The sequence below is a fragment of the Pectobacterium zantedeschiae genome (assembly GCF_004137795.1).
Lineage (GTDB): Bacteria > Pseudomonadota > Gammaproteobacteria > Enterobacterales > Enterobacteriaceae > Pectobacterium > Pectobacterium zantedeschiae.
The window spans coordinates 457598-471432 of record NZ_NWTM01000001.1 but is presented as its reverse complement, the minus strand read 5'-3'; the positions used below and the strand labels follow the sequence as shown (position 1 = coordinate 471432).

Below are 13835 nucleotides of genomic sequence, written 5' to 3'. Positions count from 1 at the left end.
AACAACCTGTCATTTAAAACAATCAGTTAAAACTATTTGTAGTTTACCGCAATATCAATTGTACGAACGCTGAACGTATGATTAATACGACCATTGCCTTCGATGTAGTATACAAAACGAAACTCATTATTTGCCGCTAATCCACCGAATGCCTGAGTTTGTCCGTCCCCGCTACCATCCAGATCGACACAGCGCTGCGGCGACTGTGAACACAGCTTCACAACAAGCCCTACAGGTATCGCTGAATCAATAACGTGCCGCCAATATATTGTCGTAATCGTTTCATCTGGTTTAACCGCTATATTAGGAACAAAAGCTGACGTCGTAATCATTTCACCACGATGATCCAGTTTAATTCCCGTCATACTTCCGTTCCAACTACCTGGTGTCGCGATGGCGTAAAGTGGAAATGCCAGCGCTATTGCTACCAGAGAACGAATCACTTCACTCATTTATTGGCTTCCCCAATAACTGATGTCATGCGAATCTGTCGATGATCACTGATTTCCAAATTAGAAAGCACGGCCATATTTGGCAGACTACGGTGCAAGAATCGAGCAAGCAAAGCACGTAAAGCGTGGTTCACAAGTAGCACCGGCGGAGCACCCAACATTTCCTGCCGCTGTAGCGCTTGTTTCGCCTGTTCAAGCAAACGATCTGCAAGCCCCGGTTCGAGACCACCACCGCCCTGAAGTGCTTGTAGCAGAAGGCGTTCCAACGACCCTTCCAGACCGATAACCTGAAGTTCACTGTCCCCAGGAAACCACTGCTGAGTGATAGCTCGTCCGAGAGCAACCCTGACTACGGTGGTAAGTTCGTAAGGATCTGGCTGCACAGGCGCATGCTCAGCCAATGTTTCCATGATGGTGCGCATATCCCTAATCGACACTCTCTCACTAAGCAGGTTTTGCAAAACCTTATGCAAGGTAGTCAGCGTCACTACGCCAGGAATGAAATCTTCCGTAAGTTTTGGCATTTCCTGCGCAACGCGGTCCATCAATTGCTGCGCTTCCTGCCGTCCAAAGAGTTCACTGGCATGTAATGCAATTAAGTGGTTCAAGTGTGTCGCCACCACTGTACTTGCCTCTACGACCGTGAATCCCTGAGCTTGGGCTTGATCTTTCAGCGCATTATCAATCCACACTGCAGGCAGCCCAAATGCTGGATCCTGCGTGATATCTCCAGACAAAGAACCAACCGCATTACCCGGATTGATCGCCATCCAGCGACCAGGGTGAGCTTCACCACTACCCACTTCAACGCCTTTCATTAATATACGATAGCTGGCAGGCTGAAGTTCCAAATTATCCCGGATATGAACTACTGGCGGTAAGTACCCCATTTCCTGGGCAAATTTCTTCCTGATACTACGAATCCTACCCAACAGTTCGCCATCTTGCTGCGCATCAACCATTGGGATCAATCGATAACCAACTTCCATACCCAGCGGGTCTTCAAGCTGTACATCAGACCAGCTGGCTTCAATAACCTGATGCTTCTCCATTGATGCCGGTATAGGCTGCATCGCAGGCTCTTTTGTTTGTTCCCCGCGCATCCACCAGGCAAGTCCCAATAGAGATGCAGTAAATAACAGGAAGACAAAGTTGGGCATTCCCGGAACCAGCCCAATAAGTCCAATCACCGCAGCACTCAGCACCATAACCCGCGGATTATTGAATAGCTGGGTGACCATCTGCTGGCCAACGTCCTGATCGGTACTCACACGAGTAACAATAACACCCGCAGCGGTAGAGATAATCAGAGCTGGAATCTGCGCAACCAGACCATCACCGATGGTAAGCAGTGTATAGCTTTCTGCTGCCTGCCCTACCGGCATGCCGTGCTGTGCAACACCGACGATCAATCCGCCAACAATGTTGATGACCATGATAATCAATCCAGCGACAGCGTCACCACGCACGAACTTGCTGGCACCATCCATTGAGCCATAAAAATCAGACTCCTGAGTTACCTCAGCGCGGCGCTTTTTAGCCTCTTCCTCACCAATTATCCCAGCATTAAGATCGGCATCGATAGCCATCTGTTTGCCTGGCATACCATCCAACACAAAGCGTGCGCCAACCTCAGCGATACGTCCGGCACCTTTGGTGATAACCATAAAGTTGATTAAGACGAGAATGATAAAGACCACAATACCAATGGCAAAATTCCCACCGACCAGAAAGTGTCCGAATGCTTCAACAACCTTCCCTGCTGCGGCAGTACCCGTGTGCCCTTCCAACAAAATAATACGGGTCGATGCAACGTTGAGTGACAAACGCAATAGCGTAGAAAACAGCAGGATGGTAGGAAATGCGGCGAACTCCAGCGTCCGTTGCGTAAACATCGCAACCAGCAATACCATGATTGATAGCGCAATGTTAAAGGTAAATAGCAGGTCCAGAATGAATGGCGGCAGCGGCAATACCATCATGGAAAGTATCAGCAGGATCAGTATTGGTCCGGCTAATATTTGCCATTGGGTACCTTTCATATTACCCGGTAAACGAAGCAAAGAGGCCAAATTAGCCATCAGTAGTATTCTCTTTAGCAAAATCCAGCGCATCCGGCACTGGTAAATGTTTCGGTTTTCTAGGAATTAATCCACCTTCCCGCTTCCAGCGTTTCAGTTGATAAACCCAGGCTAAGACTTCTGCAACAGCAGCATACAGCGACGCTGGAATATGCTGCCCGACTTCAGAATGACGAAATAGTGCTCGCGCCAACGGAGGTGCTTCCAAAATAGGAACGCGGTGTTCGGTCCCTAGCTCACGAATACGCAAAGCGATGTCGCCAGCCCCTTTAGCCAACACTTTCGGCGCATTCATTTTTTTATCATCATAGCGTAATGCTACGGCATAATGCGTCGGGTTAGTGACTATTACATCAGCCTTAGGAACATCAGCCATCATCCTACGTTGGGCCATTGCCCTTTGTTGCTGGCGAATACGACCTTTAACATGAGGGTCACCCTCGCTTTGTTTATGTTCATCGCGAATTTCTTGCTTCGTCATCCGCAATTTTTTGATGTGGCTCCAGACTTGCCAAAACACATCAAAAGCAACCATAGGAATAAGACTCATAATGATGAGAAAGCCACACATTACGGCTAATTCCAAGGCATCACCTAACGCCGAAATCGGCGCTTCGGACACCAGGTGCAGTATTTTCGGCCAGTTGTGCATCAAGAACAAGGTACTGATGATCCCAACCAAGACTGATTTCAATATCGCCTTAAAAAGCTCAGCCAATGCTTGGGAAGAAAATAACCGTTTTAGTCCAGAAATAGGATCTAATTTTTTAAAGTCAAACTTTAATGACTTGGTACTAAATAATATCCCACCCAGCAGCATCGGCGCAGACAGCGCAACCAATACAGACCCAAGCAGAATCGGTACCAGCGCCGATACAGCCTGACGCAGTAACGAACCAGCGTGGCGTAGCATTTGCGTCTCATCGCCAACCGTCGCGTAATCAAAGTTTAGCGATTGCGAGACAATCCTAGCCAATCGGCCAGCCATTGCATCACCCCCAATCCACAAAATAGCCAATCCTGCGACCATCATCAGAACAGAAGTCAGCTCTCGAGATCGTGGGATTTGGCCTTCTTCTCGCGCCTTTTCCTCCTTTTGGGGAGTGGGGGCTTCTGTTTTTTCTAGATCGCTATCTTCAGCCACGTTGGCGTTCCTGTTACGACTTTCGGGATAGGAATTTGCTGCCTAGCATGACAAATACGAGAAAATTTTATGGCTGGAACAACGAGAAAAACCAACGCTTCTTTAACGAATAGTAAGAATGAAAGGGAGGGAGAAATTGAGTTTAGCTATTTATGGCCATAAGTACTGGCCATAAATAACTGAGACGATGGTGCTCATAACCTTTGCAAAGAAGTAAGATGACTCTTTTTCGAAGCAAAGTTTATTAGAATCCTAGGCTATCCAGAAGATCGTCGACCTGATCCTGATTGGCGACAATACCGGCTGCGCCTTTGTCCAACTGTGGCCCATTCAGAAGACCATCGTTTGCACGCTTAGTCGCGTCTGGTTTTTCTGGAATATTTTCCAGCAACACCATCAGCAGTTGTTTTTCAATTTCCTGAACAACATCCATCATACGCTTGATTACCTGACCGGTAAGGTCCTGGAAATCCTGCGCCATCATAATTTCCAACAACTGAGCGTTGGTAAACGAGGTATGCTGTGGTACATCTTCAAGATAGCTACGCGTATCCGTCACTAATTCGCGCGCATCAGCCAACTCGATAGGATTTTCAAACCATTCATCCCAGCGAACTTTCAGAGATTTGGCATCAGCTTCTAGTTGGTTCTGACGTGGCTGTGCAGCTTCCACGCAGCTCAGAGCACGTTCTGCCGCTTGCGCAGTCATCTGGACAACATAGTCAAGACGATCGCGGGCATCAGGGATAGCCTCTGCTGCTTCTGCTATCGCATTATCCAGGCCCAGCTCTTTCAAGCTGTCGCGCAGCATACGAGTCAATTGGCCGATACGCGAAATGATCTCGGTTGCAGAAGCTGTGTCGTTTACGGACGGCATATGTGGCGTCATAAGATCCCCTTACATACCCAGTTTTTCGAAAATCTTACTCAGTTTTTCTTCAAGGGTAGCTGCAGTAAATGGTTTAACTACATAGCCGCTAGCACCCGCTTGTGCCGCAGCGATAATGTTCTCTTTCTTCGCTTCTGCCGTAACCATCAGCACGGGAAGGCTGGAAAGCGCGCCGTCAGCACGAATAGTCTGTAATAGCTCCAGTCCATCCATGTTGGGCATATTCCAGTCAGAAATGACGAAATCAAAAGTACTAGAGCGAAGCTTATTCAGTGCATCAGCACCATCCTCTGCCTCTTCTACGTTATTAAAGCCCAGTTCCTTAAGCAGGTTACGGACAATTCGGCGCATTGTCGAAAAATCATCCACTACCAGAAATCTGAGTTCTTTATCGGCCATACCTACTCCTAAAATATTTATTGCTCACCGAGGAGCTGCTTATATACGTAATGCCTGTCCGGCAGAGATTTGTGCCAACATACGCTGGCTCACCTGGTGCAAATCCACCACTTCATCGACGCCACCCATCGCAATCGCTTCACGTGGCATTCCGAAAACCACACAACTTGCTTCGTTTTGGGCCAGAGTATAAGCACCAGCCTGATGAAGTTCCAACATGCCGGCCGCCCCATCATTGCCCATTCCCGTAAGGATTACCCCTACGGCATTTCGCCCAGCGTATTGGGCAACCGAACGAAATAACACATCAACTGATGGACGATGTCGATTGACGGGTGGTCCATCATTTAAACGTACTTGATAGTTTGCCCCACTACGAGCCAACTCAAGATGGCGTGCGCCTGGTGCAATGTATGCATGGCCAGGAAGCACACGTTCCCCATCTTCTGCTTCTTTCACCGTAATCTGACATAGCTTGTTCAAACGCTCGGCGAAAGACTTCGTAAAGCCAGGTGGCATATGCTGAGTAATCAATAATGCAGGACTTGTCGGTGGCAGAGGTTGTAATACATGCCGTATTGCTTCTGTTCCTCCCGTCGAGGCACCGATCGCGATCAATTTTTCACTACTGAGTAGTGGCATGTGCTGAATAATTTTTGTCGGCTCTGACGCAGTGCTACGTTGCGGCAAGCGCGCTTTCGCTGCCATGCGAATTTTTTCAGCAATCAGTTCGCTGTACGCCAGCATTCCCTCACGGATACCTAACTGAGGTTTGGTCACAAAATCAATCGCACCAAGCTCCAGAGCACGAAGCGTAATCTCCGAGCCTTTCCCCGTCAGCGACGACACCATGACTACGGGCATAGGACGCAAACGCATCAGTTTTTCAAGAAAATCCAGCCCGTCCATGCGCGGCATTTCAACATCCAGCGTTAATACCTGAGGATTGAATTTTTTAATTAAATCACGCGCAACTAATGGATCTGGTGCAGTCGCGACAACTTCCATATCAGGATGGCTATTAATTATTTCAGTCATGATCTGACGCATTAGGGCAGAATCATCAACGCATAATACTCTTATCTTGCTCATTATCTTTCCTTAGCCAGCCCATATACAGTTTGCCCACGCAAATAGAATTCGCGACTGATCTGGCTGAAATTCTCAGAATGCCCAGCAAATAACAACCCACCCGGTTTAAGCATCGGGACGAATCGACGGAGAATACGCTCTTGAGTTTCTTTATCGAAATAAATCATCACATTGCGACAAAAAATAGCATCGAATGGCGCGGGGACGGACCAATCGGGTGCGAGCAGATTTAATTGTTGAAAATGCACCATAGACGCAAGCTCAGGCCGGACGCGAACCAAACCGCTATGCGGCCCGGTACCGCGTAAAAAAAACCGCTGTAATTGTTGTGGAGAAAGAGAGCGCAACTCTTCCTGGCGATAGATACCAGCCGTTGCCTTTTCTAATACTTGGGTATCAATGTCGCTAGCCCACACCTGACATCCACTCGCTTTATTACCTAAAACCTCAGCAAGTGTCATCGCCAATGAATAAGGCTCTTCCCCTGTAGACGCCGCCGTACTCCAGATGGTGTAGCCATTGGGGCGTTTTCTGGCATGCTCAGCCAATATAGGAAAATGGTGGGCTTCGCGGAAAAATGCCGTCAGGTTAGTGGTTAATGCATTGACAAAAGCTTGCCATTCTGCGCTGTTAGGATCTGATTCCAGTAGAGCTAAATACTGGCCAAAATCATTGATTCCCAATAAACGAAGACGTCTAACCAAACGGTTATAAACCATTTCGCGTTTGTGATCGGCAAGGACGATGCCAGCACGCTGATATATTAATTGGCTGATTCGACGGAAATGCGTGTCCGACAACGGCAACCTGTCAACCATCTGCGTCAGGATAGAAGCAGATTCAGGGCGATTTTGCGATGGTGTACTTTTCATATCAAACCGCTCTAATCTTGTTTTTTGCTATGGTGTTTTTCAATCTGAACTTTCCTTTACAGCTAACGCAGGTTTTTATTGTCATTCGTCAATTATTCATCACATTGCAATTAAAATTGACACTGTATTGGTAATACACCCGCCAGTTCTGAAAACTGAACCGCTCAGCGTGCCTGTTCTACCAAAGCCACATGCTGTCGGGTGGCGTTGTCCCTCTCATCACAGCTGTGCTACCTGCTTGCTTTGCTCTTTGGCTTTAATATTTTTAGCCTAATACCAAAGCCAACCACACCCCATCATATCCATAACGAAAGTTACAGATTGAACAATACCATGAATACCATACTGCAAAGTACCAGAGGCTATCTCACTGTAATCACAAATGCATACCGATAAATTACTCGCATATTCATCTTTTAAAATTATGGCAAGTAAACAATCACCCAGCCACCTACATGTAAGCGGCTGGGGATTTATTCAGTAGCAGCATGACTGCATGCTTGGGCTGATTTATAGCCTACACCACTGTTTTTATCAGAAGGTTTCCCAATTATCAGTTGATGAACCTTCTTTCACTCTCTTACCGCCATTCGACGATGGAGCCAACAAGACCGGTTTCTGACCCGTTGTTGCCTGTGCCGTTCTTCTGAACGAACCTGCATCTTCAGACAAGCGGAATACAGCGACAGCCTGATTCAATACTTTCACTTGTTCTTCCAATGCAACCGCTGCAGCGGCAGACTCTTCAACCAAAGAGGCGTTTTGTTGCGTAACCCGATCCATCTCAGTTACCGCCTGACCAACCTGATCGATACCTTTACTTTGTTCATCAGAAGCAGAGGCAATTTCGCCCATAATATCCGTTACACGAGTGACGGCACTGACGATCTCTCCCATCGTCTCACCAGCACTTTCAACCAAGACAGAACCTTCATCGACCCGACTAACAGAATCTTCAATCAGACTTTTAATTTCTTTCGCAGCCTGCGCACTTCGCTGCGCCAAATTACGAACTTCCCCTGCAACGACCGCAAATCCACGGCCCTGCTCTCCTGCTCTGGCTGCTTCAACCGCCGCGTTCAGTGCAAGAATGTTGGTTTGAAAAGCAATACCATCAATCACACTAGTAATATCGGCAATTTTTTGCGAACTTCCAGCAATATTGTGCATGGTTTTGACGACATTATCGACGACCTTGCCGCCCTTCTGCGCCGTCTCTGACGCACTCAGCGCCAACTGACTGGCCTGACGAGCATTTTCCGCATTCTGCTTAACTGTTGCTGTCAGTTGTTCCATACTTGCCGCGGTTTCTTCTAACGAAGCAGCCTGCTGTTCAGTACGTGAGGAAAGATCGTTATTTCCAGCACTAATTTCTGTTGCCCCAGTATAAATAGCATCAGCACCTTGTCGAACCGCACTGACCGTTGAAACAAACTCACTTTGCATATGGCGAATACTGTCAGCCAGGATCCCCATTTCATTGCTGCTATGGAAATTAGTTGTTTTTGTCAAATCACCTTTTGCAATATGGCGAATATGTTCAACAATACTATTTAGCGGTCTAATTAATAACTGCTGAATACCAAACCAGGAGAACAGAGCCAGAGCAAAAACAAGGATAATGATAGAACCAAGAATCCAAAGCGCCGAATCATAAGCTGCATCATTTTTAGCTATACCAGCCTGATAAAGTTTATCGTTTTCTGCTTTATAGGCGTAATACGCTTTTTCAAAGTTATCCTGAAAGCGCTGGGTCGGTTGCTCAATAAACTTCTTAAATTCCCCTGCGTTCAAAAACTGAATGAGTTCCGTCAATGCAGCATTCAGAGCTACATAGTTTTCTTTTACGCTACGAGAAATACTGTCATCCTGCCGTACATCCTGAGGCATTTTCTCATATCGAACGAAATAATCATTTGCCACCGCGAGCTGCTTTTCAGCAGAGGTGAGGAGCTCTTTACCACCAACTCCCGCCCCAGTACCACTTGCATCAAGGGCAAAGCGCGTACCCGCGCGATTAAGTGTATTACGAGTCTGTAATAAATACGACCATGCTGAATCCAGCTCGGAACGCTTCTGGTTAATAACCTGCGTTGAACTGAAGATATCCTTATCATTTTTTAATGCACTAAAAAATAAACCACCAGAAATAAGCTGAAGTGCCCCAAACAACACAAGTACAAGCATCAAACCTGTAACAACTTTTATACGGTTAAACATATAACGCCTTTTGAGTAGACCAACCACCGATGATATCGGCATTATTCTGGATATCTTTACGAATTTTTGAACTGACAAGGATATGACTAAGGAAGGTTTTCGGGGCCACTTTCGCAGCCCCTGAAGGCCAATGGATTAAACTTTCAATACGCTATCAACCAGCGCCATTTCTTCGCTACTCAACAGTTTCTCGATATCAACCAGAATCAGCATTCTCTCGCCCAGAGAACCCAGACCAGTCAGGTACTCTGTCGACAGTGTTACAGCAAACTCAGGTGCTGGTCGAATTTGGTCCGCAGTCAATGACAACACATCAGACACGCCATCCACGACAATGCCGACAACTCGTTGACCAAGGTTCAAAACAATAACAACAGTGTTGTCGTCATATTCAACATCTTGCTTGGCGAATTTAACGCGCAAGTCAACGATCGGCACAATGACACCGCGTAAGTTGGTGACACCTTTAATGAACGAAGGCGTGTTGGCAATACGCGTTACCTGGTCATAACCGCGAATTTCTTGTACTTTTAAAATATCAACGCCGTACTCTTCGTCACCCAGCGTAAAAATCAGGAATTCCTGTCCTACTGTTTCGCCAGTTAATTTCGTGACGCTTGCAAGTCCAGTCATGTTTTCCACCCTTTATTAACGATCTGTTTTATTAAGCAGCAGTTTCAACCACTCGCTTTTCACGATTAAGCGCTTGTAACGCTGAAACATCCACAATCAGCGCAACGCTACCATCACCAAGGATGGTTGCGGCTGAAACGCCTGGTACCTTGCGATAATTACTTTCCAGGTTTTTGACGACGACCTGATGCTGCCCAATCAACTGATCAACCAACAAGGCATAACGTCGACCTGCACTTTGCAGAATAACAACAATTCCCTGAGTAGCATCCGTTTTAGCACCATCCACATCAAAGATGTGGAAGAGTTCAACGAGAGGTAAATATTCACCGCGAACCTGCAATACACGTTCTCCGCCAGCTAACGGATACAGATCTTCCGACTGAGGCTGCAAGGACTCCATCACGGCGTTAAGCGGCAGAATAAAGACTTCTTTGTTAACTTTAACGGACATCCCATCGAGAATGGCTAACGTTAATGGCAACAAAATTCTGATAGTCGTGCCTTTTCCAGCCTGGAAGTGGATTTCAACATGGCCACCCATCTCCTGAATATTCCGCTTCACCACGTCCATGCCGACACCACGACCAGACACATCCGTAACTTTCTCAGCGGTGGAGAAACCAGGAGCAAAGATCAACATGCCTACTTCTTCATCAGACATAGACTCGCTCACTGCCATCCCTTGAGACAAGGCTTTAGCCAGAATTCTCTCGCGGTTGAGCCCTGCACCATCGTCGATAACTTCAATGCAAATGTTACCACCCTGATGTTCAGCAGAAAGTGTCAGGTTACCCACCGCCGCCTTACCAGCTGCAACACGTTTATCTGGAGATTCGATACCATGATCGAGGCTGTTACGCACCAAGTGCGTCAGAGGATCGATAATGCGTTCGATCAAACTCTTATCCAATTCGGTCGAACTACCCATCAGCGTTAACTCGACCTGCTTATCCAATTTGGCAGCCAAGTCACGAACCAAACGAGGGAAACGACTGAATACATATTCCATCGGCATCATACGGATGGACATAACTGACTCTTGCAGGTCACGAGCATTACGTTCTAACTGGCCCATGCTGTTGAGCAGATCCCCATGCGCGACAGGATCGAGTTCACTTGAACGCTGTGCCAGCATAGATTGCGTAATCACTAACTCACCAACGAGGTTGATAAGCTGATCAACCTTTTCAACCGCTACGCGAATACTGGTATCACCGGTTTTTGCTTTATTTTTTCCATTTTCCGGTGCAGATTGCGGTTTTGCAGCAACGGGCGCGGATGGTGCTACTGGTGCTACTGGTGCTTCAACCACTGCCAATGTTTCCACCACTTCAGCGACGGCAGGTTGACTGGCGACGGCTGACTTGAAGCTGATTTGTTCAGGTTCGAGAACAAAACACAGTACAGCACTAATATCGTCTTCGCTTTCAGAAGTAACCAATGTCACTTCGACGCTAGTGTCAGTTTGGTGAGGATCTTTAACGGTTCCCAGATTACCAAGCTCTTCCAGCATCTGAGGTATTTCCTGAGATTTCAGGCCGGTTAATGCGATACGCATTTCACCTTTACCTGCACCGGTAGATGCCGGACTAGCAGAGTGCTGTGATACAGCCGAGGTATCATGCTGGGTTGCGTCGCCATCAGCTTTAGATTCCAGAGCAAGCTGGCGCAGCGCCTGACAGATGTACTCAAAGCTTTCAGCATTGGGTTCCTGTGCGGTTTTATAAGCGTCCAACTGATCCTGCATAATGTCTTTTGTTTCCAGAAACAGGTTGATGATATCAGTGCTAAGACGCATTTCACCACGTCTTGCCCCATCGAGTAAGTTTTCTAAAAGGTGTGTAGTTTCTTGCAATACTTTAAAACCAAATGTGCCAGCCCCACCTTTTATAGAGTGAGCAGCACGGAAAATAGCATTCAATTGCTCAGTATCGGGCTCTGATGGATCCAACAACAATAAGTGTTGTTCCATATCTGCCAGTAATTCATCTGCTTCATCAAAGAAAGTTTGATAGAAAGCACTCATGTCCATGCTCACGTGGTCACCTCTGCTGTGAATCGCGGCTTATTGAGAAGGCGTCGCCTGGCTATCGGGCGCAGCAGGCAACGCTGTAGTTGGCTGCTGACGCTCTGGAGCAGGAACTCCATTAGTTGGTTGTGGCGATGCCCCACCACTTCCACTCGTATTGTTGTTATCACTATTTTCGGCAGCCGGAGTGGTAGGTTTAGACTTATCCAACTCCATATTTTGTAAATTTTCCGCCTTGTCTATATTTACAGCAGAGCTTTCTGCATTTTCTTCTTCAATATCCTTTTGAGCTTGCCTGCTCAATACCAACAAACTGATACGTCGGTTAATTGCATCGTTGCCACCAGCAGCCTGTTTGAGGCTCATTGTCGCAGCCATGCCCACAACGCGCAAAACTTTTCCATCAGACAAGCCCCCAAAAATGAGCTCTCGACGTGATGCATTGGCACGATCGGCAGACAACTCCCAGTTACTATAACCACGTTCCCCTGTCGTATACTGAACATCATCGGTATGACCGGAGATACTCAGCTTATTGGGGAAATCATTTAGAATAGGGGCAATCGCACGCAGGATATCCCGCATGTAAGGCTCAACCTGCGCGCTCCCGGTTTTAAACATTGGACGGTTTTGGCTATCGATGATTTGGATACGTAACCCTTCATCGATCATTTCAATTAGCAGATGCGGGCGGAGTGCGCGTAATCGAGGATCGGCTTCAATGAGCTGATCCAAGCGTTCACGCAATCTATTGAGTCGAACCTCATCAAGCTTCTTTTCCACATTATCCGTTTTGATGGCCTTTTTCACTTCACCATCTTGCTGAGTGGGATCATTCCCCCCCCCAGGAATTGGGCTGGAACTGTCGCTTGATTTAGAACCTGAAGTTAACGCAACCTTTAGCGGAGTACGAAAATACTCAGCAATTTGCGCCAACTGCATCGGCGTAGAGATTGCGATAAGCCACATTACCAAAAACAAGGCCATCATTGCTGTCATAAAGTCAGCGTAGGCAATCTTCCAGGAACCACCATGGTGGCCCCCATGTCCAGACTTACGCTTTTTGCGAATAATGGGGTGCTGATGTTTCATGCGTTACTGTCCGACGCTTGCTGAGTCGGCGATTTCACACGACGAATGTGCTCTTCCAATTCAGTAAAGGAAGGACGCTCCGTTGAGTACAGTGTTTTACGCCCAAACTCAACCGCAATTTGCGGAGCATAGCCATTAAGGCTAGACAGTAAAGTAACTTTAATGCATTGCAATACTTTGATTTTCTCTGCATTTTTCTGACGCAGTAAGGCAGCCAGTGGGGAAACAAAACCGTAAGCCAGTAGAATACCAAGGAAGGTACCCACCATCGCGTGAGCGATCATCATCCCCAACTCCGCAGCAGGCCGGTCAACATAGGCCAATGAGTGAACAACCCCCATAACAGCAGCTACGATACCAAATGCAGGGAGGCCGTCACCCATCATCGTCAAGCTGGACGCGGGTACTTCGCTTTCATGTTCAATCGTTTCGATCTCTTCATCCATCAGCGTTTCAATCTCAAATGCATTCATATTACCGCTGACCATCAACCGCAAATAGTCGGTGATAAATTCAACCATATTGTTGTCAGAGAGAATATTTGGATAGCTTGAGAAGATTTCACTTTCGCGAGGATTATCAATATCAAACTCGAGGGAAAGCATGCCTTGCTGGCGAGACTTGGCCATCACCCGAAAGAGCAAAGCCATGAGGTCCATATACAATGCTTTGTTGTACTTGGAACCTTTGACCAAAAGAGGTAACGCTCGTAGTGTTGCCTTTATCGCCTTTCCATTGTTACCAACGATGAAAGCACCTACCGCAGCGCCGCCGATAATCAGCAGCTCCGAAGGTTGATAAAGCGCACCCAAGGCCCCACCGACCATGAGATAACCGCCGAGTATCGAGGCCACAATTACGATATAACCCAATATAACCAGCACAAGAAATCCTTATAATGAAAAAAGGTGGGCGGAAGCGAGATAAAA

General features: G+C 47.1%; 12 protein-coding genes. All 12 read right to left on the bottom strand.

The features are described from left to right. Nucleotides 1-32: 32 nt before the first annotated feature. Nucleotides 33-452, bottom strand: a complete 420-nt coding sequence (locus tag CLR69_RS02195; RefSeq protein WP_129705805.1) for a flagellar protein FlhE — start codon at nucleotides 450-452, stop codon at nucleotides 33-35. Further along, entirely contained in the window at nucleotides 449-2533 is a 2085-nt protein-coding gene (flhA, locus tag CLR69_RS02190) for a flagellar biosynthesis protein FlhA (protein WP_129705803.1), read from the bottom strand. Before flhA ends, CLR69_RS02195 begins: the two co-directional genes overlap by 4 nt. Beyond that, nucleotides 2526-3677 (bottom strand): flagellar biosynthesis protein FlhB, encoded by a 1152-nt coding sequence (flhB, locus tag CLR69_RS02185; RefSeq protein WP_129705801.1) that lies wholly within the window; start codon nucleotides 3675-3677, stop codon nucleotides 2526-2528. The genes flhA and flhB overlap by 8 nt, the downstream gene beginning before the upstream one ends. Before the next feature lie 244 nt (nucleotides 3678-3921). After that, complete coding sequence (gene cheZ, locus CLR69_RS02180; protein WP_129705799.1) at nucleotides 3922-4566, bottom strand: protein phosphatase CheZ; 645 nt, start codon at nucleotides 4564-4566, stop codon at nucleotides 3922-3924. Between the two features lie 9 nt (nucleotides 4567-4575). Beyond that, complete coding sequence (gene cheY / locus CLR69_RS02175; RefSeq protein ID WP_039485752.1) at nucleotides 4576-4965, bottom strand: chemotaxis response regulator CheY; 390 nt, start codon at nucleotides 4963-4965, stop codon at nucleotides 4576-4578. 39 nt (nucleotides 4966-5004) lie between these two features. Then, nucleotides 5005-6057, bottom strand: a complete 1053-nt coding sequence (locus CLR69_RS02170; protein WP_129705797.1) for a protein-glutamate methylesterase/protein-glutamine glutaminase — start codon at nucleotides 6055-6057, stop codon at nucleotides 5005-5007. Further along, complete coding sequence (cheR, locus tag CLR69_RS02165) at nucleotides 6057-6929, bottom strand: protein-glutamate O-methyltransferase CheR (protein ID WP_014915918.1); 873 nt, start codon at nucleotides 6927-6929, stop codon at nucleotides 6057-6059. The genes CLR69_RS02170 and cheR overlap by 1 nt, the downstream gene beginning before the upstream one ends. A gap of 534 nt (nucleotides 6930-7463) precedes the next feature. Then, on the bottom strand, nucleotides 7464-9149 hold the full coding sequence (locus CLR69_RS02160; protein ID WP_129705795.1) for a methyl-accepting chemotaxis protein: 1686 nt from the start codon (nucleotides 9147-9149) through the stop codon (nucleotides 7464-7466). A gap of 135 nt (nucleotides 9150-9284) precedes the next feature. Beyond that, a complete protein-coding gene (cheW, locus tag CLR69_RS02155) occupies nucleotides 9285-9782 on the bottom strand; it encodes a chemotaxis protein CheW (protein WP_039298652.1) in 498 nt (165 codons plus the stop codon). A gap of 31 nt (nucleotides 9783-9813) precedes the next feature. Then, nucleotides 9814-11811: a chemotaxis protein CheA gene (cheA, locus tag CLR69_RS02150; RefSeq protein ID WP_197730528.1), complete on the bottom strand. Its 1998-nt coding sequence runs from the start codon at nucleotides 11809-11811 to the stop codon at nucleotides 9814-9816. A 39-nt stretch (nucleotides 11812-11850) separates the two neighbouring features. Then, complete coding sequence (gene motB / locus CLR69_RS02145) at nucleotides 11851-12906, bottom strand: flagellar motor protein MotB (RefSeq protein ID WP_129705793.1); 1056 nt, start codon at nucleotides 12904-12906, stop codon at nucleotides 11851-11853. Beyond that, nucleotides 12903-13790, bottom strand: coding sequence for a flagellar motor stator protein MotA (motA, locus tag CLR69_RS02140; protein ID WP_129705791.1), 888 nt, complete (start codon nucleotides 13788-13790; stop codon nucleotides 12903-12905). Before motA ends, motB begins: the two co-directional genes overlap by 4 nt. Nucleotides 13791-13835: the final 45 nt, after the last annotated feature.